The organism is Rathayibacter sp. AY1A2, from assembly GCF_002930935.1.
Lineage (GTDB): Bacteria > Actinomycetota > Actinomycetes > Actinomycetales > Microbacteriaceae > Rathayibacter.
On the sequence record NZ_PSTP01000009.1, the window covers coordinates 95410 to 114606 of the forward strand.

Here is a 19197-nt window from a genome sequence, read left to right on the forward strand (position 1 = left end):
CCTCCCGCGACCCTCGGCGCCCGCCCTCGCACCGAGTGTCCAGAAGTCGTCGCACTCGAGCGCGAGTGCGACGACCATCGGACACGCGCGGGCGGCCGGACCTCGCGCGGCCGGGCTCACACTCGCCGGGTACGTCGCAGCCGCGCCCCGCGCCGGCCCGCGCAGGGCCCCCGCCTACGATGGGTCGGGATGTCCCCCGAATCCGCGCTCGCCGCCCCGACCCGCGCGTCCCCGGGCGCCCGGCGGTCGCGGCGCGGGCCGCTCCTCGGGCTCGCCCTGGTCGCCGTCCTCGTGGCGACGCGCCTGCTCGCCCCGGACGCGGCGGGCGACGCCCTCTCGGACGCGATGCGCGACTTCCTCACCCTCTCGATCAGCGTCGTCATCGAGTCGCTGCCGTTCGTGTTCCTCGGCATCGTCCTCTCGATCGCGGTGCAGCTGTGGGTGCCCGAGGCCGTGCTGCTGAGGATCCTGCCCAAGCGGTCGCTCCCGCGGCGGCTCGTGATCTCGCTGCTCGGCGTGCTCCTCCCGGTCTGCGAGTGCGGCAACGTGCCGCTCGCGCGCGGGCTGATCGTCAAGGGCCTCTCGGTGTCGGAGTCGATGACGTTCCTGCTCGCCGCGCCGATCGTGAATCCGATCACCATCGTCACGACCTACCAGGCCTTCGGCTGGGCCGACGGGATCCTCGTCTGGCGCATCGTCGGCGGCTTCGCGATCGCGAACCTCGTCGGCTGGATCTTCAGCCGCCACTCCGAGCCGATGAGCCTGCTCACCGACCGCTTCCGCGCTGCCTGCGAGGCGGGCGAGCGGCCCTCCCGCTCCCTCCGCGACCGCTCCCGGCGCAGCGTGCTGCTGTTCGCCGAGGAGACCGGGGCGATGATGCCGGCGCTGTTCGTCGGCGCCGCCATCGCGGGGCTGATCCAGGTCGGCGTCTCGCGCGACGTGCTGACCACGCTCGGCGGCGACCCGCTCTGGTCGGTGCTGGCGCTGATGGTGCTCGCCTTCGTCATCTCGATCTGCTCGAACGTCGACGCGTTCTTCGTGCTCTCGTTCGGCTCCACGTTCCTGCCGGGAGGCATCATCGCGTTCCTCGTCTTCGGCCCGATGATCGACGTCAAGATGCTCGCGCTGCTGCGCACCACGTTCTCGGCCGCGACGCTGGTGCGCGTCACCGTGCTGGTCGCCCTCGCCGCCGCCGTGCTGGGACTGGCGGTGAACTATGCGCTCTGAGCGCCTCCTCGCCCGCTGGAAGGGCGTCGTCCTCAGCCTGATCGGCGTCGTCTCGACCCTGTGGCTCGCGGCGACCGGCCGGCTCGGCCTCTACATCCACCCCCGCTACTTCGAGTTCTCGGTGGTGCTCGCGGTGATCGCCGGAGTGCTGCTGATCGCGGCGTTCGCGGTCGTGCCGGGCGCCGAGGAGGACGCCCACGAGCACGAGGACGACGTCGAGCACCTCCACTTCCCCGCGCCCGCCCGCCCCTGGCGCCGGGTGGTCGCGGTCGCGGCCGGAGTCGCGGTGATCGCCTCCGCCGCCGTCGCCCTGCTCGTGCTCCCGCCGGCCGCCCTCACCGCCTCGACCGCGACGCAGCGCGAGGTCAACACCAGCGCCGTCGACGCCTCCGTGACCGCCGCTGCGCCCACCGGCGACACCGCCTCGTTCAGCGTGCGCGACTGGGCGACCCTGCTGCGCCAGGGCGCGAGCGAGCAGTTCCTCGCCGGCCGCACGGCCACGGTGAGCGGATTCGTGACCCCCGACGCCTCCGACCCCGAGAACGTCTTCTACATCGCCCGCTTCGTCGTCACCTGCTGCGCGGTGGACGCCCAGCCGGTGGGCGTGCCGGTGTACCAGGCCGGCTGGGCCGACACCTGGTCGGAGGGGCAGTGGCTGGAGGCGAGCGGCGGCTTCGGCGCGAACCCGAGCGTCACCAGCGCCGAGGCGGTCGTGCTGGAGCCGGAGGCGCTCACTCCGATCGACGAGCCTGCGATGCCGTATGTCTACTGAGCGCGGCGCGAATCCTGAGCGCGGCGCGTCTCCTGAGCGCGGCGCGTCGCTTGAGCCCGGCGCGTCTCCCGAGCCCGGCGCGTCTCCCGGCGGCGGCACGTCGGCGCAGAGCGGGCGACGACTCGGTGGCGGCGCGCGGCCCGCTCCCGGCCTCCTCCCTGCAGGCGCCTCCCGCTTCCCCCGCCTGTTCTGGGCGGTCGTCGCGGTGCTCGTCCTCGCGGTCGGAGGCCTGACCGCCGCCACTGTCGCGAAGGGGCCCCGGGTCGCCTCCCTCGAGGTCAGCACCGACGGCGTGGTCGAGCGCGACGGCTCCCGCGCCCGCCTGCACCTCGACCAGGCGCTCGAGCCCGACGCGCTCGACCGTGTCCGCGTCGCTCCGGACGCCCCGCACATCGCCGAGCTCGACGGCGGCGTGCTCACCGTCACCTTCACCGACACCCTCCGCTACGCCACCCGCTACGAGATCGGGATCGACGACGCCCGCAGCGCCGCGACCGGCTCGGCCGCCGACGTCTCCGCCTCCTTCACCACGAAGGACCCCGACCTGTTCACCCTCGACCGCACCGCCGACGACCCCTCGCAGCCCGACGCCGTCCGCGTCCGCCCGCTCTCCGGAGGCGACGCCCGGGTCCTCGTCACGGCCGACCGGATCCAGGACTACGCCGTCGTCGGCCCGGTGCTGGTCGTCGTGACCATCGAGCCGGACGACACGAACCTCCTCCGCACGGTCACGCTCGACACCGGCTCCGAGGGCGTGATCCCGCTCCCCGGCCCCGGGACCGTGCGCGAGCTGCACTCCTCGCCCGAGAAGGGCGTGCTCGGCTGGACCTTCACCGGGCAGGCGCCGTCGGGCCCGCTCGACCGCGCCCTCTACTCCTACGACCTCACCGACCAGAAGGCCGAGGCGGTCCCCGTGCTCGGGATCGACGGCGGGCCGCTGCGGGCGCGCGACTGGATGTTCGTGCCCGGCACCACCTCCGTCGTCACCCACTCGCTCGACGACACGGTGCTCCTGCTCGACCTGCTGACGCCCGGCTCGATCAGCCCGCTCGGGCAGCACGCGGAGCTGCGCGGATTCGTGCCCGGCGCGAACCGGCTCGTGGTCGCCGATCCGGAGTCGGGCTCGCTGATCGACCTGGCCGACGGCTCGGTCGAGACGCTCGCCCTCCCGCCGGCGGACGTGAGCGCGACCGCGTCGCCCGTGCAGATCCTGCTCCTCGACTCCGGGAGCTACGTCGAGCTCGAGGCCGAGTACGCGCCGGAGACGGGGGCGACCCAGTACTCCGTCGTCCGCGTCGACGCGTCCGGCACCTCGGAGGTGTTCCGCACCTCGCCGACGGGGCGCATCCGCGGCGTCTGCCTCTCGCCGAACGGGCAGCACCTCGCCGTCGAGACCGTCTCGGTCGAGGGTCGGCCGGACGACTACCCGGGCGAGCCGGGCTTCAGCGCGACCTCGACCGTGCTCGTCGACCTCGGCACCGGCGACACCGCGCGCAGCGTCAACGGGCGCTCGCGCGACTGGTGCGCATAGGGGCCGGGCCGACGACCGGCTCGTCCACCTGACTGATTGCTGGCGGCCCGGAAGTACCGGATCGTTCAGCAGATCATCGAGAACGACCAGCGCGCCGAGCTGAGCGTCGCGGACCGCACCGCCGCGTGGGCGCAGCTCGCGTTCGAGGGCGTGTCCGCCGCAGCGATCGCCAAGCGCACCGGCACCAAGACCGACGCCGTGAAGAAGGGTCTCGCGGTCGCGGAGTCCGCGACCGTCACATCCGCGCTCCGCGAGCACGAGCTGACCCTGGACCAGGCGGCGGTGCTGTTGGAGTTCGAGGACGACGCCGACGCCCGCGCGAACCTGATCGAGGTCGCCACCCACGACCCGGCCCAGTTCGAGCACACCGCGCAGACCCTCCGCGACGAGGCCGCGCACCAGGCGCTCCTCGCGGCGACCGCCGCCGAGTACACCAGCAACGGCTTCCAGATCCTCACCCGCTCCGACGCCTACGGCGACCAGGCGACGTGGACGCCGGTGCGGCAGCTGCGCGGCGAGGACGGGAAGAGCGTCACCCCGGAGCAGGTCGCGGCCGTTCCCGGACGCGGAGTGCTCATCGGCACCAGCTGGCGCGGCGAGGTCGAGGTCACGCTCCTGGTTCAGGCCCCGACCGCCGCCGGATTCACCTACGCCTACGGAGCCCCCGAGCAGCCGCAGACCGAGGAGGAGGCCGAGGAGGAGCGGGCCGAGAAGTCCGCGGAGCGCAAAGTGCTCATCGCCAACAACAAGGCGTGGAACGCGGCCGAGAAGGTGCGCCGCGAGTGGATCGCGACCTTCCTCGCCCGCAAGACCCTCCCCAAGGACGCGGATCGCGTCATCGCCCTCGGTCTCACCGCTCACCGGTTCGCGGTGTCCTCCGGGATGACGGGCGGCAGCGACCTCGCGCACGCGCTGCTGCGCATCGAGCGCCCCTCCGGCTACCGCGCCGACGCTCTCGCGGCGCTGATCGAGGGGAACCCCGCGAAGGCCCGCCTGGTCGCGCTGGCCGTCGTGCTCGAAGGTCAGGAGGCGCACACGAGCAAGGAGTCCTGGCGCCGCGGCGACGAGCGCACGGCCGAGCACTTCCGCCAGCTCGCGGCCTGGGGATACGCGCTCTCCCCGGTCGAGCAGGTCGTCACCGGCGACAGCACCCCCGCCGACGCCGCAGGGCTCAGCTAGCCCAACCCGGCGGGGACCGGCTCGAGCCGGTCCCCGCCCCCTCCTCTTCTCCCACTGCTGCACAGGAAGGCCCGACCATGACCACCACGACCACCGCACCCCGCCCCGCCCCGCCCACCGCTTCGACCCGTACCAGGAGTGATCGACCTCGAAATCGGATCGCTTTCCAGGGCTGGGGGACCGACGACGAGAACGACGACCACCCTCGACGCTATCGACTGCGCCGACGGCCCACACGAGATCGATCCCGCGTCGCTCGGTGAGAAGCCGATTTCGAGTGTCGACGCCACCCCATCGGACGCGGACAACGACACCGTCTGGGTCCTCACAGTGCGCGGAGACCGGGATCCCTCCTGACATCGGCGGGACTTCTCGACGCGCTCGGCCGGTGTCGTCCTCAAGCGCGTCTCGGCTCTGCTGTCCAGTACGGAAATCGTCCTACGGCCAGCCGAGTTCAGCTAGTCGACGGTCATAGCGGGCCAGTTCGGCACGCATCTGCTCGATCGACCTCGGCGTGAAACGCCTCACCTGCATGTCGAGGATCGCATCGGCCACGACGTCGCTGGTCCCGAATGCTGCGGCAACGGCCGCCCTCTCGTCGTCGCGACCTCCCGAGACGCTCGCGCACAACCGGAACAGCTTCTCGGGGTTCTCGATGGCTCTGATGCAGGCGTTGATGATCTCGGTACTCATCACCAGATTCTGACGTTCGCTGTCGTCGTCCATGCGGTCACCGTACCGGCCGAAGCGACCTGCCTCCGGGCGGCGACGGCCTCGCGGCGGGGCGGACGTTCTCGGCGCTCCAGTCGGTCGGGTCGTCGCGGGGATCGCGAGGCCGGGCTTCATGGCGACGACGATGTCCGCGTTCTCGAGGTCCTCCACTGTGACGGCGGGGGGGTGCGGTCGCTGATGTCGAGACCGAGCTCCGCGACGGTCGCGGCAATCGCGGGGTTCACTGTGTCTGCGGGGGACAGCCCGGCGGTGGTGGCGGTGTAGCGGTCGCCGGCGAGTACTTCGAACACGCCGGCCGCTCCCAACTCGGCGCCCGCGGTCAGCCGAAGCACCAGCATCGCCTGCACGATCCACCTCACCCGGAAAGGGGACTTAGTTAGACCGTCTAGAAAATCTAGGCTGTGACCGCTCGATCGGCGATCCCTGGCTGCTGGTCGTTCGAGGTTGGCGCGCGTTCGGCCAACCGGCAGCGAGGGGTGCACCGACCCGAACGGTTGTACCCCTCGCTCTAATTGTGAAGCCACCAGAGCCCGTTGACGAGAGGGCCCGGAGGCGCCGAGACATTTTCGAGGGTCGATGCCGGTGAGGGTCAGGCGAAAGCGCTGCCCGCCAGCGGATGCGCGAGCAGGATCCCCGCGATGAGGACGAGTGCGGCGCTCGGCAGCACGAACTCGACGGGGCGTTTTCCGTGGCGGCTCAGCGCGGAGGGCGCCAGATGGATGAGCACGCCGACCGTGAGCAGGGCGGCGCACGTGAGAAGACCCCATCCGCCGATGAAGAGCAGACTGACTCCCGGTCCACCCGACTCGGGGATCCCGTACCAGACGGCGTCCGCGATCCAGAGTGTCGCGGCGGCGACGCCGGTTGACGCGAGAGCGACCCAGGACACAACGGAGCTAGAGCCGGTCGAGGTCGATCTCCTGGTGTCCACCTGCCGAACGCTAGGGCAGCCGACGGCGCTGGACAACGAAGCCGGAATGAACAAGAGGTGGACGTGAATCCGTCCGGCGACGGACGGCCGTGCCCCTTCAAGGAGTTGCCGGTGGACTCCCGAGCGCAGCGTCGTCGTGTCTCGTTGCCCTGCGGTCGGGGATCGAGGAGCGGGGAGGGGGAGGCGCCGGCTGGTGGACCGACAGGTCGGCTTCGCTTGCAGTTCCCGCAGCGGAGGATCGCCATGCTCACCGGCGGTGCCGACTCGCTGCCCGTGAGGGGAGCTCTCGCTGAGCTGGCGGATGAGCCGATCGGCGATCGGGTTCAGCCGGTGAGCCGGCGGACCTGTTCAGCGGAGAGCTGGCGGTCGGCGAAGAGCACGACTCGTGCGGTCGGGTCTGGGCTGTGCGCGTCCGGACCCTCCCATCTGAGCGCGAGGCCGAGTCGTTCGATGGTGCGGCGGGAGCGTGCGTTGCGTTCTGCGACGACCGCGGTGATGGGCAGCTCCGGTCGGAGGCGGTGGGCGAGTTCGATGCCGGCGAGGGCGACCTCCTGCGCGTAGCCCTTGCTCCAGTGGTCGGGGTGGAGGGTGAACGCCACATTCCAGGCTGCGTCGGAGAGCAGAGTGCATCCACCCATTCCGATCAGATCACGGCTGTCGATGGGGGAGTCGCGCCGGCGGATCACCCAGCTGCTGAGTCCGTCCCGTGTCCACTGGGTCCTTCGATACGCGATCACGGCCCGGGTCTGATCGGCGGAGAGATGGAGGAGGAGCGGATCCTCTTCCGCGATCCGCGGATCGGTGTAGAGGCGGAACAGCTCGTCCAGGTCGGTCTCGGCGGGCCGGCACAGTCGGAGCCGGTCGGTGAACACGTCGAGGTCCCGTGGGGCACAGGCCTGTCCGTCGCTCACGCTCATGGGATGAGGTTGCCATGACCCGACCGCTCGACCAGCGTTGAGTGCGCATGTGATCCGGTCGCGCGAGGTGGCCCGCACGGGGATCGGTGGCCGGAGGTCCTCAGTTGCTGACGTGAGTCAGAGTCCGCGCGTACTCGATCATCGGATGACCACCGAGCGGATGCGGCGCGGGATCCCCGTGAGGCTCGAAGCCGGACGCCTTGTAAAGCCCTTCCGCCCGATCGTTTCCGGCGCGGACGTGCAGCTTCAGGACGAGGTAGCCGAGCTGAGAGGCGGACTGGACCGCGTCGTCGAGCAGTGTCCGGCCGAGCCCGCGCCCTGTCTCGCTCGGTGCGACGGCGAGCAGTTCGAGCAGCGCACTGTGTCGGCCCGGACCATCGCCCGTGTCGACGGTGAGAGCGAACCCGAGGGGATCCGAGCCGATGACGGCGAACCGAACGAGAGGCCGGTGGAACTTCGTTCGAGCCCTCTCGGCGACCGCGTCGTCCTGACTGCATCCGTCTCGTGCTCTGAGTGCCTCCAGCCAGAGGTCGATGCAGGGCCCGCGATCGTCAGGCGAACCGGCTCGGATCTTCATGCGCTGAGGCTATCGAGGCGGCCATCGGACATGTTCCGAATCCGAGTCGCGTCCTCGTTGTGGACGCCGGCTCGCCGGCTGACGCTGGACAGCAGCTCGCCGAGGCGTGGTCGTGTCACCGAACGAGACGTCGGGCGAAGGACCGGCACATGCTCCGAGGGGCGGGCGTGCGCGAGGAGCGATTCGTACAGTGGAGGTATGAGTGTGATGAAGGAGACGGATACCGCGCGGCGGAGCGGACGAGGGTGGACGCGGGCTGCGTTCGTGCTGGGCGTTCTCGCCGTCGTGTCCTACGCCGTCGGATACCTGGCGGTGGCCCACCTGTGGGTGGGCGATCCCCTGGTCATCGGAGTCGCGACCACGCTGCAGTACCTTCTCCCGCTGGCCGGCGTCCTCGTCGGTCATCAGGCGCGACGACACGTCGGTCCTCGCTGGGAGTCGACGGTGGGACTCGTGCTCTCCTACCTCTTCCTGGCCTTTGCCGTGGTGCCGGTCGTCATCGGCTTGGCCGGACTGCTGCTGGCACGCTGATCGATCGACGACCCGGATCATTCAGCGGTTCACGCGATTCGCCGCCGTCTGAACGATCGGCAGCTTCTTCGCACGAAGGGTGGCGGCGAGGAGCCAGCCGAGGAGGGAAGCGATTCCTGCCGTGACTGCGTATTCCGTGATGAGGCCCGCGGAGGAGGGCCAGGTCGCGTTTCCCGACGCGAGTACCAGCGCGGTGGAGGCGGCGGCGCCGATCGCGAGTCCCAGGCCCAGGAACGCGGCCGCCTGCCCGACGCGCGGGAAGCGGAGTGTCCGCCGGTCGAGCCAGAGACTCGAGGGAAGCCACAGGAGTGCGCCCGCGACAGTGAACGCAGCTGCCGTGCCCGCGATGAGCCCTGCTGCGGACCCGCCCGATACATCCCAGCTGCCCGCGGTTCGCACCAGCGCGAGGACCGCAACGGCAGGCCACGCCAGAATGCCCCATGCCAGTTCTCGTGTTTCCATGAGCATCATGGTCCGGCACGTCGGTGAACACGCCATGAATCAGAACGTTCAGCACTCCACGATCATGTGTTCCGTAAGGGGATGGTTGAGCGGGCCATCTTCGTCGTCCGCGTGGACTCATCCCTCCACAGGACCGGGGCACGTCTCGGGGCTGAAATCGGAGGTTGCGGTGGTTGCGTCCGGGCAGAGGCCGGTGGTCCAACCGTGATCATCCGCGTAGGAGTTGTATTCGTTTGTCAGAGAGAAGACGATCCCTGCGTTCCAGGGTGCCGTGTAGGCGAAAGAGACGACGGGATCCCCTTCATCCGTGAGAGAACTCCAGGCGAGCTCCGCCTCCTCGCCCGCTGCTGCTGCCGTGTCGAGGCATGCGACCGCGTTGATGGGCACGAGCTCGGTGTGATCAAGCACGAACTCTCCGCAGGTGTCGGCAGCGTTGCCTTCCTGCACGATCAGCGGCGCGTCGCGCAACGCGCGAGCTGCCCGGATCGGATCACCCTCCGGAGCTGGTGAACCTGAGCACGCGGCGAGCATCAGTGCGCCAGCAGCAATGAGCGCCGTAGCGGCGCAATGCCGTCCCGCCATTCCCTCGCCTGTTCGTTTCACGGCGCCACCGTACTCAAGACCGCGCCTTTGTCTACTTGCAACCGGCAGGCGGGGCCGGCACCGTCCCGTATCGGGATGGTTCACCGGGCCGATCTGGTGCCCGGCCGTGGAAGACTCGTTGGGCCGACGACAGCGGAGCGTGACGCCAGTGACTTCAGTAGTGAGCCTCATCCGCTCCAACAGCCTCTCCGGCGCAGCGCAGTATGCGTACGCCGCGACAGTTCCCGCCGGCTCGCGCATGATCTTCCTCGCCGGAGATGTTGCACTGGACGCGGTAGATCCCCTGCCCCGGAGTTGCCGTCACTTCGTCCCTAGTCTTTTCCTATGAACGCATCGAGCTCATTGCCCTCTCTTGACGGTTACCGCTTCGCGGCTGTCCGCGACACAGTCGGCGGCGAAGTAGGACCTGAGACTGTCTTCGACTACCACGAAGCGGACGGCGAGGTGTGGGCCACCTACGCCGGCGGCGCAGTCCGGCGGGGATTCCTTGTCGGCACTCGAACCGGTGACACGGTGGCGTTCCGCTACTGCCAGCTCAACGAGGACGGCGAGACCTCGACGGGATCCTGCGTCTCCGAGATTGTTCTCGACCCAACCGGGCTGCTTCGAATGAAGGAGACGTGGGCCTGGGAATCAAAACCCGGTAATGGCACCAGCGAAGTCACGGAGATCATCGTCCCTCGCCTAGCATCGGTCGTCACAGAACCCCGAACCCGACCCTTTCACGAGTCGTAGAATGAGTGACAAGTTATAGGACAACACTGCTCGGCGCGCCGCGTTTGTGGAGTTGATCGCTAAGTGGCGGCGTCTCTTGATCGTTGCGTGGCGCTAGTTGCCGATGACGAGGATGCTGGCAGCGGCTTCGATGACGTCGTCGGTGATGGTTTCGAGGTCGTTGATCTTGAGCACGCGGGCTATCTGCGGAAAGAGTCGTTCGAGTAGGCGGAAGTTGCCGCGGGTGATGCGTTCGATGGAGGCGATGGCTTGGGCGTCGGTGAAGTCGTCGGGGTCGAGGGTGCGGCCGAGGCGCTTCCAGTGGCGGTCGAGGACGAAGAGGAGTTCGTCGAGACCGAGGGCGCGGTAATGGTGGGAGAAGCCGAGGCGGCTGTAGAGCTGCGGGTAGTGGCGGAAGCGTTGGTCGATGCCGGGCATGCCGATCAGAATTATGGAGAGGTGTTCGCGGTCGTGTCGGTCGCGGAGCAGCTCGAGTGCGGTGGGTGTGAGTCGTTCGGCTTCGTCGATGATGAGTAGCTCGACGAGGTGAGCCACTGGTCGTGCTTTGAAAGGCGGGTCAGGTTCGAGGGAGCGCAGATGTTCGTCGGCGCAGAGGCCGACTTTGATTTGCCAATGGTCGATGTCGTGCATGAGGTCTTTGGGTCGGCAGAGTACTTCGGGTGTGTAGAACACGGTGCGGGATCGGTTGGCGAGGGCGTAGTGCTTGGCGTCGTGATCTCCTCGCGGGCCCCATTCGTTGATGTAGGGCTCGAGAGCGTCCCAGTTCGCATAGCGGCGGGCGGAGTTGGTCTTGCCGACACCAGCATCACCGTGACAGATGCCGATGGTTCGTTCCTCGCGGACGGCGTTGGCGAACTCGGTGAAGCGTCGGTGCTCTTTGGTCACGATGAAGGCCTGGTTCATCACTCGTCCTCTTCATAGGTGCGTAGCCGGCGCCGATGGGGAACGGGCGCGACGCTGTGCGGCTCCTCCCGGACGGTGGCGGTGGGAATGCGGTCGTTGATGACGTGCCGGAGTCGTCGTCGGCGGGCGCGGCGGGCGGCTTCGATGTCGCGGAGGCTGAGTCGGAGGTTGGGGTGAGCTTCGTCGACGGCAACACAGACGAAGGTGTCGCGGTCGTAGACCCGGATCTCTGAGACGTCACGTGGGTCATATCGAATCGTGACGGTGTGCCCGACGAAGGGTGCGAGCGTCGGGGCGAGGTAGCGCTGGCCCTGGAAGTGAACGCCATCGCGCTGCACGACGCGATTCTTCGGAACAGTGAGAAGAAGCCCATCGAGCTGTTCGAGGCCGTCAGGCATACGCGGGAGCCAGCCGTCAGCAACCCATGCGTCTCGCGGAGAGGCTTCGAGCTCGCGATGCGGGCGCTCGTTGTAGGTCCTGACGAAGGCGCCGATCGCCTGGTCGAGGGCCGCCAGATCAAGTACTGGGTGGGGGCTTCTGCTGCCGGGCCCGAGGTGCCCCGGGAGGGTAGCGAGGAGTTCGGTGTTGATGGTGCGGAAGAAGCGTTCGATCTTGCCGCAGCCCTGGGGTCTGCCGACGATGGAATGGATGATGCGGATGCGCAGCTCGATGGCGGTGCGCTCGAGGTGGTGGCTGGTGAAGTCGGAGCCGTGGTCGACGTGGAGAACGTCAGGTATCCCGCACATAGCCCACGTCGGGTCGGGCTTTCTCCAGATCGCCTGACGGAGAGCAAGTGCTGTGTTCATCGCGGACGGTGCCCCGGCGAAGACGATGTAGCCGCAGATCGCGCGCGAATAGTCGTCCATCACGATCGTCAGCCACGGCCGATCGGGCGCGCCCCCGGTGCCCATGATGAGGATGTCGAGTTCGGTGTGATCCGCCTGCCACATGTGGTTGGGACGTTCGGCGCGTCGGCGAAACACCAGCTCGTGCTTGTCTCGATAGGCGGCCGGTCCTTCCAACGCGAGTGTTACGAGCGCCGGGTCTAGAGCTTGCACGATTTCCCTGACGGTGGCGTAGCTCGGCGCCGACAGGCCATGATGATCTGCTTCAGCGCTTGCTAGGCGGTGCAGCGTGGTCAGCGCTGGTCGCGGCCTGCTCAAAGCCAGTCGTTCGATGAACGCCAAGAGCTCAGGCGGCGTTCGACGTACACCAGCGTCCGATCGCTGGTGCGGATCGAGAGCAGTGACGCCGCTTTCTCGGTAGAGCTGATGCCAGCGCTGTAGTGTGCGGAGGCCGATGCCGATGTCTCGTGCGAGGGCGGCGAGGGGTATCTGATCTTCGACGTGAAGTCGGAGAATTCGCCACCGCTCGTCACCGTCCATGGCATTTGCTACATGGCGGTGCTCTCGCGGCCGGCGAGGGCTTGCTGGTGACGGTAGAGGGTGGCGCGACTCCAGCCAACGAGTCGTGCTGCGTCTTCGGCGGTGCGGCCCTTCGCTCGAGCATCGGAGGCGATGGCGAGCTTGTCGGCGATTACTGCAGGATCGGACAGTGGGCGGCCGAAGCGTGTGCCGTTCTGCCGCGCCGCTGCGATCCCCGCATTCACCCGCTCGACGATCAGTTCGCGCTCGTACTCGGCGAGGGTGGCCAGCATGTTGAGCATCAGCCGGCCCGTCGACGTCGCCGGATCGATGCCATCAGAGATAGACCGGACGTGGATGCCGCGGTCACGCAGCAGGTTCACCGTGTTCAGGACGTCCATCAAGGAGCGGCCAAGCCGATCAACTCGCCACACGACCACGGTGTCACCGGACTCTGCATGCTCGAGGAGCTTCTTCATCCCTCGGCGCTCGATCGCGGTCTTGCTCCCGGAGGTGACATCAGCGAACACGTCGCGCTTTTGAACGCCGACAGCCACCAGCGCGTCGAGCTGCAACTGCGCATCCTGACTCGATGTGCTCACGCGGGTGTATCCAAGAAGTCTCACTCGACCAGTGTGACTCAAAAACCCCTCGCAGTCATGACCCTGAGACGGTTTCTGTTGAGACGCATTTTCGAGACATCTGCGACCTCGGAATCGCGCGGACCCGACACCGCGACAGCGATGCCGACCGGGCGTCTCAGAAAGCTGTTGTTTTCCGAGATGCAGTTGATGTTGCAGGTACGGTGTCTCCGTGCCGAATAGTTTCGCTCCCGTGGACCCCGTCGCGCTCATGCAGTCTTTGATCCGATGTGCTTCGGTCACCCCGAGCGACGACGGAGCCCTCGATGTCGTGGCAGGCGTACTTGAGAGCCTTGGCTTCATCGTTCATCGGCTGGACTTCGATGGCACCCCGAATCTCTACGCCCGCCGAGGAATCGACGGACCGCACCTGTGCTTCGCCGGTCACACCGATGTCGTTCCCCCAGGCTCTAACGAGTGGAGCTCCGACCCCTTCGATGCGACACTCCGCGACGGGACGATCATCGGTCGAGGTGCCAGCGATATGAAGGGCGCCATCGCCGCTTTCCTCGCAGCGGTCTCGCAGACGCAGCCCGAAGTGCTCGACCTTGGGTCGGTCAGCCTCCTGATCACCGGAGACGAAGAGGGGCCGGCCACGGGTGGCACCGTGCGTGTGCTCGAGTGGCTCGCCGATCGCGGCGACATGCCGGACTTCACCCTTGTCGGCGAAGCGACGAACCCGGAGCGTATCGGCGACGTGATCAAGATCGGACGGCGCGGAAGCCTTAACGCCAACCTGACGGTGCGCGGGTTCCAGGGGCACGTTGCCTACCCCCACCTCGTCGACAACCCGGTGCACCGCCTCATCCGCGTTCTCAACCGACTCGCCACAACACCACTCGACGAGGGGTCCGAGTGCTTCGAGCCGTCGAGTCTCCAGATCACCACGATCGACGTCGGCAATGCGGCGAACAACATGGTGCCCGCCGAAGCAACCGCGCATCTGAACATTCGCTTTAACGACCTTCATTCAGCCGAGAGCCTCGAGGGCTTGATCCGCCGGGCGGCAGAAGAGTTCGCAACCGACTTCACCCTCTTAGTCGAGGTAAGTGGCGACCCCTTCATCACTGCTGGATCGAGCCACGTCGCGCTGTTATCCGAGGCGGTAACATCCGTGACCGGGCGAACTCCCTCGTTGGATACCGGCGGAGGAACTTCCGATGCGCGATTCATCGCCCACTATGGCGAGGTCGCCGAATTCGGCCTCATCAGCAGCACAATCCATCAGATCGACGAACACGTCGTGGTAAGCGATCTGCACCAGCTCACAGTGATTTACCGCACGTTTCTCGCGAAATTCCTGACTCGCTGAAATCCTCGGTGATCCGACGCACGCGTAGCGCGACGTCAAGGAGCGATCAAAGACTGCCGCCACAAAGCGATCAACTCCACACCGCGTTGACGCTGGCTTGTCACGTATTCGGCCGTATAAGTGACAGGAGCCAGCGGTGCTCGTCGGGTACATGCGCGTCTCGAAGACCGACGGGACGCAGACCACCGATCCGCAGCGCGACGCGCTGCTCGCGGCCGGCGTCGAGGATGCTCAGCTGTACTCCGACCTCGCATCCGGCCGGAAGGATGATCGCCCGGGCCTGCTGTCGTGCCTGAAAGCACTGCGCGAGGGCGACACGCTCGTGGTGTGGAAGCTCGACCGGCTCGGACGCGACCTGCACCACCTCGTGAACACGGTCCATGACCTCACCGCCCGCGGCATCGGGCTGAAAGTGCTCACGGGTCAGGGGGCGGCGATCGACACGACCACCGCGGCCGGCAAGCTGGTCTTCGGGATCTTCGCGGCCCTCGCCGAGTTCGAGCGCGAGCTCATCTCCGAACGAACCATCGCGGGCCTCGCGTCCGCTCGAGCACGGGGTCGGGTCGGCGGGCGCCCGTTCACCATGACGCCCGCCAAGGTGCGACTCGCAATGGCGTCGATGGGCAAGCCGGAAACGAACATCGGCGCTCTCTGCACAGAACTCGGCATCTCCCGCCAGACGTTCTACCGCCACGTCTCGCCCACGGGTGAGGTGCGACCAGACGGCCTCCGCGTCCTCGGGCGGAAGACCACCTAGACGCAGCTGGCCGACGTCGGCGTACGCTCCGAAAGACGGCTCCGGTAGTTGTGCAGACGACCTTGAAGATCTGTGCAGAGGACCTCGAGAACTGACAACCGCGAACGTCATCAGATCGTTGAAAGGTTGACTGATCAGCGTCCCGTTAAGGGATGGTCGACCGGACGGCCGGTAGGGGTCGTTCTCACATGCTCGTCCGCGCGGTCGACGTGAGGAACGGGGTGGTTAGTACCGGCGGATAGAGACGTTCTCACCGAGGCTCGTCCAGTCGAGGCCATCAGCGTCGTCCGGACCGGCGCCATCGGTGTGTATCTGAACGACCCATGCTCCGTTCAGCGACAACTCATCCCCACAGCCGCTTCCGTCTTCGTTGTCGCCTTCTCCGTCCACGATCACGCACCGGCCTCCGGTCGTGATCTGCGACCCGATCCAGACTTCCAATCCGTAGGCTGAGCCGACGTAACGGATCGAGGCGGGGTCGTAGCCGTCTCCTACAGTGCCGACGTCGGGAAGAGCGTCTCGCTCGTCTTGTGCCCGCTTGAAATCGGAGTAGGCCTCGGTATCGGGGCCGGAACACCCGGCCATGAGCGTCGTCGTGAGCGCCATCACTGCGGCTCCGGTCACCCACCTCAGGCGCGTTGTCGATTCCACCGCATCCCCCTGTGCCTCGTCAGCACAACGTACCGCGCTGCGAAGGAGAGGAGCGCTGGCACTGTAACGATGGGTCTTCTTCCGAGTCTCGCACCCACGGGAGAGTCGATGGAGCGTCCCGTATGGGGATCGTTCACCGGTACACGCGCACGCAGCAGAACCGGCTGTCGTTCCTCGCGGTCGCCTGCACGACTCTTCGTGCCGTTGCGGCACTCGTGCAGACGACCGTGAACATTCGAATGCTCGAGGTCGTCTGCACAAGCGACGCGAGCATGGCGTCCTTTGCCCGGTGGGGCTAGGGGATCGGTCGGCTCGCCCAGGCTGATTCTGTAGGAGGTCGGTTCTAGCGTGGATCGAGGCCATGGAACGTGTCGGGGAAGTTGTCGAGCCAGCGCCATCGGTCGATCGGCCACGTGATCGCGACGGCTCGGCCGGTCACATTATCGATCGGCACGAAGCCCTTGGAGGGCGTGCCCTGTTGGAGGCGGGAGTCGGCGGAGTTCTCCCGGTTGTCGCCCATCACCCAGAGCCCATCGGCAGGCACGGTGACATCGAACGGGATACTCGACGCGGCCGGGGCGTTCTCGCCGTCCTTGATGTACGAGGCCTCGTCGAGGGGCTGCCCGTTCACGGTCATCTGCCCCAACGGCGTGCAGCAGACGACGTGATCGCCAGGAAGCCCGATCAGCCGCTTGATGAGGTGATCGTTGGTCTCCTCGGGCGCCAGTCCCACCGCCTGCAGCGTGTTCTCGAACAGCCCGGCGATGGACGTGTCCTCGGCCTGCGGGACGGGCTGAAGCCATCCGCCCGGGTCCTTGAACACGATGACGTCTCCGCGGGAGAGGGGCACGACATCGGGGACGAGCTCGTTGACGATGATGCGGTCGTCCTGCACCAGCGTGTTGTTCATCGAAGACGACGGAATGTAGAACGACCGCACGAGGAACGTCTTGACCAGGCTGGAAACCAGAACCGCTACCAGGACGATGACCACCACGTCTCGGAGGAACAGCAGCGCCCCGTGCCGCCGCCGCTGCGGCGGGCGTCGGCTGGTCAGGGGCACGGACTCAGCCGGCGTCGTCATGCTGAGAAGGCTACGTCCGCCGGTCCTGCTTGAAAGACCACTGCTCAGACCCTCCACGAGAAAGAAGTGCGGGACGCGTCGAGTCGTCCGCAGCGTCCGCCGCGGGCGGCCAAGGCGGTCGTCCCGTATGGGGATCCCTGCACGGTCACTAGTCGGCGCAGCTATCGCCCCCTCAGCCGCCGGTGGGTAGCTGCGGCGTCTCGAAGAAGAGGTACGGCAGGAAGTGGAGTGTCACTGAGGCGGCGATGCCGATGACCGGCACGATCCAGTAGCGCTGGCGAGGGTGAGCGAGTCGGCGGACGGTGATGAAGGCGACGACGGGTGTCACGAGGGCCGGCACCCATGCGCCAAGCGTTGCCCACTGCACGGCTGGTCCGAAATCGCGCAGGTCCTGTGCTTCATCGAAGGCCGGGTGCATCAGGTTGCCGTAGTGCAGCAGCGTGAACGGGACCAGGGCGACGGCGAGTGCGAAGTGAACGACCGCGAAGACACCGATTCGGAAGCGAGCGCGGTCGAGGTCTATTGCGAAGGCCGGAGAGGTCACGAGCGAAGACTAGCCAGTGAGGACGGTCTGCTTGCTAGGTAACCGCGAGAGGTCCGCCCGCCGATCGAGACGTCCGTATGGGGATCGTTCACCGGTACACGCATGAGCGACACCGACCGCCGCGAAATGTAGAGATGATCGCTCTGTGGCGGTGTTCTGCGATCGCATTATGGCGGCAGAGAGCGCTCGTTTGGAGCACACCTCAACTTGGCGTCAGGCGGGCTCGCTTAGCGAGTTGTCTCGTCCATCGAGTCGGGAGCCTGCTCGGGAGAGATCTCTGCGTCTTCGTGGCGGGCATTGCGCAGGGGGGAGAGTGCGACGATGAGCGCGGCTGCGGTGAAGGCGATCGCCGCCGCTCCGATCGTCAGGTTGTAGCCCCAAGCCGTTACGAGGACGCCGGTCAACAGCGCACCGAAGAGAAACACGACGCGATTCGCTGTGCGGATGGTGGAGTTCATGCGGCCCTGGATCTCGTCGGGCGCGATCGCTTGCCGGTATCCCGTGTCGTTGGCATCCTCAATACCCATCGACAGCCCGTAGACGAACTGCACGGCGCAGACGACGGGAAGCAGGAGACCGAGGCCGCTGTCGACGTCGAGGGGAAGAACGGCGAGTGCCAGCCAGGGCAGGATGACGAGCGCACGGCCCAGCAGGATCGCACGACCCGCTCCGACCCGCGCCCCGACAGCAGGTGCGACGAGAGCTCCGAGGAGGCCACCGACGCCGCCGAACGCGAGCGAGACGCCGAACGCCCAAGCGGGCAGGGACAGCTCTCGGAGAACGAACACCGCGAACACCGTCGTCACGATGCTGTTGCCGAGGAACCAGGCGTGGACGGAGAGCGCGAGCGGCCGGAGGGTGCGGTGCCGGTAGGTGAATCGCATTCCCTCGAGGATGTCGTGACCGATGTGACGGCCTGGTGCGCGGCGATCGGGCCGGCGCTCCTCCACCTTGATGCGTGATTGCAGCACCGCCGACACCGCGTTGATGGCAGCGTCGAAGGCGAGCAGGAGTGGTGAGCCGATCAGGTTGAGCAGTGCTCCGCCGAGCGCGGGTCCTGCCGTTCCCGCCAGGGTCTCGCTCTGGCCCAGTCGCGCGTTGGCCATCACCAAGGACGACCGGGGAACGATCTGCGGGAGGAACGGCTGCGCGGCGGAGTCCGCGAACAAGGTCAGGACACCGAGCAGCAGGACTGCCGCGGCGAGTGACCAGAAGGTGAGCGCATCGAGAAGGAGAAGGACGGGGATCATTCCCAGAATCAGCGCACGCCCGATGCTGGTGACGACCAACGTCCGCTGGCGCCGCCACCGATCCATGAGCGCGCCCACGATCAGACCGAACAGCAGGTACGGCACTACGCCGAGCGCCGCGAGAATGCTGATCTCCGCAGGCGTTGCGTTCAGTACCGAGACGATCAGCACCTGGAACGCGACACCCGCGATCGCACTGCCGAAAGAGCGGATGGTCGTTGCGCTCCAGAACAGCGCGAAGGGCGGAAGGCCGAGCACTTCGCGCGGACCGTTCATCGGAACCCTCCGGGCAGCCGATCCATCTCTACGGTCCGCCGCGCATCAATCATTGGTGCCCCTCACGATTCAGTCCACTCTCCCAGAACAGCGGCCTGAGAGGATGTGGTGTCCGGTAGGGGATCGTTGAGCGGTCACCCGAACGCCGATCAGTAGACCGATGCACGCCGCATTGCTACGGCGAGACGATAGAACCCCTGAGAGTCACCGTCTGTCAC

At 67.3% G+C, this 19197-nt stretch carries 24 protein-coding genes; 10 read left to right on the forward strand and 14 right to left on the reverse strand.

Annotated elements, in window-relative coordinates:
* Positions 1 to 189 precede the first annotated feature (189 nt).
* The 5 genes from C5B93_RS09810 to C5B93_RS16970 all read left to right on the forward strand — a co-directional run bounded on the left by C5B93_RS09810 (position 190) and on the right by C5B93_RS16970 (position 5066).
* Positions 190 to 1227: a permease gene (locus tag C5B93_RS09810; RefSeq protein WP_104292371.1), complete on the forward strand. Its 1038-nt coding sequence runs from the start codon at positions 190 to 192 to the stop codon at positions 1225 to 1227.
* Positions 1217 to 1999: a TIGR03943 family putative permease subunit gene (locus C5B93_RS09815; RefSeq protein WP_104292372.1), complete on the forward strand. Its 783-nt coding sequence runs from the start codon at positions 1217 to 1219 to the stop codon at positions 1997 to 1999. Before C5B93_RS09810 ends, C5B93_RS09815 begins: the two co-directional genes overlap by 11 nt.
* The gene (locus C5B93_RS09820) at positions 1989 to 3530 is read left to right on the forward strand and encodes a hypothetical protein (RefSeq protein WP_146078476.1); all 1542 of its coding nucleotides are present in this window, start codon (positions 1989 to 1991) and stop codon (positions 3528 to 3530) included. Before C5B93_RS09815 ends, C5B93_RS09820 begins: the two co-directional genes overlap by 11 nt.
* A 36-nt stretch (positions 3531 to 3566) precedes the next feature.
* Positions 3567 to 4709: a hypothetical protein gene (locus C5B93_RS09825; protein ID WP_104292374.1), complete on the forward strand. Its 1143-nt coding sequence runs from the start codon at positions 3567 to 3569 to the stop codon at positions 4707 to 4709.
* A 138-nt stretch (positions 4710 to 4847) separates the two neighbouring features.
* Positions 4848 to 5066: a hypothetical protein gene (locus C5B93_RS16970; RefSeq protein WP_146078477.1), complete on the forward strand. Its 219-nt coding sequence runs from the start codon at positions 4848 to 4850 to the stop codon at positions 5064 to 5066.
* Positions 5067 to 5147: 81 nt separating this feature from the next.
* Here C5B93_RS16970 and C5B93_RS09830 read toward each other — a convergent pair whose 3' ends face one another.
* The 5 genes from C5B93_RS09830 to C5B93_RS09850 all read right to left on the reverse strand — a co-directional run bounded on the left by C5B93_RS09830 (position 5148) and on the right by C5B93_RS09850 (position 7866).
* Positions 5148 to 5435, reverse strand: a complete 288-nt coding sequence (locus C5B93_RS09830) for a hypothetical protein (protein ID WP_104292375.1) — start codon at positions 5433 to 5435, stop codon at positions 5148 to 5150.
* Between the two features lie 116 nt (positions 5436 to 5551).
* On the reverse strand, positions 5552 to 5800 hold the full coding sequence (locus tag C5B93_RS09835; RefSeq protein WP_146078478.1) for a hypothetical protein: 249 nt from the start codon (positions 5798 to 5800) through the stop codon (positions 5552 to 5554).
* Between the two features lie 230 nt (positions 5801 to 6030).
* Entirely contained in the window at positions 6031 to 6372 is a 342-nt protein-coding gene (locus C5B93_RS09840; protein WP_146081495.1) for a hypothetical protein, read from the reverse strand.
* Between the two features lie 323 nt (positions 6373 to 6695).
* A complete protein-coding gene (locus tag C5B93_RS09845; protein ID WP_104269213.1) occupies positions 6696 to 7289 on the reverse strand; it encodes a GNAT family N-acetyltransferase in 594 nt (197 codons plus the stop codon).
* Between the two features lie 100 nt (positions 7290 to 7389).
* Positions 7390 to 7866, reverse strand: coding sequence for a GNAT family N-acetyltransferase (locus tag C5B93_RS09850; RefSeq protein WP_104292377.1), 477 nt, complete (start codon positions 7864 to 7866; stop codon positions 7390 to 7392).
* Positions 7867 to 8064: 198 nt separating this feature from the next.
* On the opposite strand from C5B93_RS09850, the gene C5B93_RS09855 reads away from it, so the two are divergent.
* Positions 8065 to 8397: a hypothetical protein gene (locus tag C5B93_RS09855; protein ID WP_104292378.1), complete on the forward strand. Its 333-nt coding sequence runs from the start codon at positions 8065 to 8067 to the stop codon at positions 8395 to 8397.
* A 21-nt stretch (positions 8398 to 8418) separates the two neighbouring features.
* On the opposite strand, the gene C5B93_RS09860 is transcribed toward C5B93_RS09855, so the two are convergent.
* Together C5B93_RS09860 and C5B93_RS09865 are read right to left on the reverse strand one after the other, a co-directional pair.
* Entirely contained in the window at positions 8419 to 8859 is a 441-nt protein-coding gene (locus tag C5B93_RS09860; RefSeq protein WP_146078479.1) for a hypothetical protein, read from the reverse strand.
* Positions 8860 to 8976: 117 nt separating this feature from the next.
* Positions 8977 to 9462: a hypothetical protein gene (locus tag C5B93_RS09865; RefSeq protein WP_146078480.1), complete on the reverse strand. Its 486-nt coding sequence runs from the start codon at positions 9460 to 9462 to the stop codon at positions 8977 to 8979.
* Between the two features lie 324 nt (positions 9463 to 9786).
* On the opposite strand from C5B93_RS09865, the gene C5B93_RS09875 reads away from it, so the two are divergent.
* Positions 9787 to 10197, forward strand: coding sequence for a hypothetical protein (locus tag C5B93_RS09875; protein ID WP_104223373.1), 411 nt, complete (start codon positions 9787 to 9789; stop codon positions 10195 to 10197).
* A 93-nt stretch (positions 10198 to 10290) separates the two neighbouring features.
* Here C5B93_RS09875 and C5B93_RS09880 read toward each other — a convergent pair whose 3' ends face one another.
* From C5B93_RS09880 to C5B93_RS09890, 3 genes are read right to left on the reverse strand one after another with little or no spacing between them, the layout of a single operon-like run.
* The gene (locus tag C5B93_RS09880) at positions 10291 to 11100 is read right to left on the reverse strand and encodes an AAA family ATPase (protein ID WP_104292380.1); all 810 of its coding nucleotides are present in this window, start codon (positions 11098 to 11100) and stop codon (positions 10291 to 10293) included.
* On the reverse strand, positions 11100 to 12485 hold the full coding sequence (locus C5B93_RS09885) for a Mu transposase C-terminal domain-containing protein (protein ID WP_104292381.1): 1386 nt from the start codon (positions 12483 to 12485) through the stop codon (positions 11100 to 11102). The genes C5B93_RS09880 and C5B93_RS09885 overlap by 1 nt, the downstream gene beginning before the upstream one ends.
* 8 nt (positions 12486 to 12493) lie before the next feature.
* Positions 12494 to 13090 (reverse strand): recombinase family protein, encoded by a 597-nt coding sequence (locus C5B93_RS09890; protein ID WP_104223370.1) that lies wholly within the window; start codon positions 13088 to 13090, stop codon positions 12494 to 12496.
* A gap of 208 nt (positions 13091 to 13298) precedes the next feature.
* Between C5B93_RS09890 and dapE the strand changes: the two genes are divergently transcribed.
* Both dapE and C5B93_RS09900 read left to right on the forward strand, forming a co-directional pair.
* The gene (gene dapE / locus C5B93_RS09895) at positions 13299 to 14417 is read left to right on the forward strand and encodes a succinyl-diaminopimelate desuccinylase (protein ID WP_219814036.1); all 1119 of its coding nucleotides are present in this window, start codon (positions 13299 to 13301) and stop codon (positions 14415 to 14417) included.
* A 136-nt stretch (positions 14418 to 14553) separates the two neighbouring features.
* Positions 14554 to 15174, forward strand: a complete 621-nt coding sequence (locus C5B93_RS09900) for a recombinase family protein (RefSeq protein ID WP_104292382.1) — start codon at positions 14554 to 14556, stop codon at positions 15172 to 15174.
* Between the two features lie 225 nt (positions 15175 to 15399).
* Here the strand turns inward: C5B93_RS09900 and C5B93_RS09905 are convergent, their stop codons facing one another.
* Positions 15400 to 15825, reverse strand: coding sequence for a hypothetical protein (locus C5B93_RS09905; protein WP_146078481.1), 426 nt, complete (start codon positions 15823 to 15825; stop codon positions 15400 to 15402).
* A gap of 122 nt (positions 15826 to 15947) precedes the next feature.
* On the opposite strand from C5B93_RS09905, the gene C5B93_RS17265 reads away from it, so the two are divergent.
* Positions 15948 to 16124, forward strand: coding sequence for a hypothetical protein (locus tag C5B93_RS17265; protein ID WP_181068376.1), 177 nt, complete (start codon positions 15948 to 15950; stop codon positions 16122 to 16124).
* A gap of 44 nt (positions 16125 to 16168) precedes the next feature.
* Here the strand turns inward: C5B93_RS17265 and lepB are convergent, their stop codons facing one another.
* The 3 genes from lepB to C5B93_RS09920 all read right to left on the reverse strand — a co-directional run bounded on the left by lepB (position 16169) and on the right by C5B93_RS09920 (position 18979).
* The gene (lepB, locus tag C5B93_RS09910; protein WP_104292384.1) at positions 16169 to 16909 is read right to left on the reverse strand and encodes a signal peptidase I; all 741 of its coding nucleotides are present in this window, start codon (positions 16907 to 16909) and stop codon (positions 16169 to 16171) included.
* A 172-nt stretch (positions 16910 to 17081) separates the two neighbouring features.
* Positions 17082 to 17453: a hypothetical protein gene (locus C5B93_RS09915; protein WP_104292385.1), complete on the reverse strand. Its 372-nt coding sequence runs from the start codon at positions 17451 to 17453 to the stop codon at positions 17082 to 17084.
* 227 nt (positions 17454 to 17680) lie between these two features.
* Complete coding sequence (locus C5B93_RS09920; RefSeq protein WP_104263149.1) at positions 17681 to 18979, reverse strand: MFS transporter; 1299 nt, start codon at positions 18977 to 18979, stop codon at positions 17681 to 17683.
* Positions 18980 to 19197: the final 218 nt, after the last annotated feature.

Bases quoted from the DNA above. Each gene is read 5' to 3' on its own strand.
- C5B93_RS09810 (WP_104292371.1), top strand. From the start codon at position 190: ATGTCCCCCGAATCCGCGCTCGCCGCCCCGACCCGCGCGTCCCCGGGC.
- C5B93_RS09815 (WP_104292372.1), top strand. From the start codon at position 1,217: ATGCGCTCTGAGCGCCTCCTCGCCCGCTGGAAGGGCGTCGTCCTCAGC.
- C5B93_RS09820 (WP_146078476.1), top strand. From the start codon at position 1,989: ATGTCTACTGAGCGCGGCGCGAATCCTGAGCGCGGCGCGTCTCCTGAG.
- C5B93_RS09830 (WP_104292375.1), bottom strand. From the start codon at position 5,435: ATGGACGACGACAGCGAACGTCAGAATCTGGTGATGAGTACCGAGATC.
- C5B93_RS09845 (WP_104269213.1), bottom strand. From the start codon at position 7,289: ATGAGCGTGAGCGACGGACAGGCCTGTGCCCCACGGGACCTCGACGTG.
- C5B93_RS09850 (WP_104292377.1), bottom strand. From the start codon at position 7,866: ATGAAGATCCGAGCCGGTTCGCCTGACGATCGCGGGCCCTGCATCGAC.
- C5B93_RS09855 (WP_104292378.1), top strand. From the start codon at position 8,065: ATGAGTGTGATGAAGGAGACGGATACCGCGCGGCGGAGCGGACGAGGG.
- C5B93_RS09860 (WP_146078479.1), bottom strand. From the start codon at position 8,859: ATGGAAACACGAGAACTGGCATGGGGCATTCTGGCGTGGCCTGCCGTT.
- C5B93_RS09875 (WP_104223373.1), top strand. From the start codon at position 9,787: ATGAACGCATCGAGCTCATTGCCCTCTCTTGACGGTTACCGCTTCGCG.
- C5B93_RS09880 (WP_104292380.1), bottom strand. From the start codon at position 11,100: ATGAACCAGGCCTTCATCGTGACCAAAGAGCACCGACGCTTCACCGAG.
- C5B93_RS09885 (WP_104292381.1), bottom strand. From the start codon at position 12,485: ATGGACGGTGACGAGCGGTGGCGAATTCTCCGACTTCACGTCGAAGAT.
- C5B93_RS17265 (WP_181068376.1), top strand. From the start codon at position 15,948: ATGGGGATCGTTCACCGGTACACGCGCACGCAGCAGAACCGGCTGTCG.
- lepB (WP_104292384.1), bottom strand. From the start codon at position 16,909: ATGACGACGCCGGCTGAGTCCGTGCCCCTGACCAGCCGACGCCCGCCG.
- C5B93_RS09920 (WP_104263149.1), bottom strand. From the start codon at position 18,979: ATGAACGGTCCGCGCGAAGTGCTCGGCCTTCCGCCCTTCGCGCTGTTC.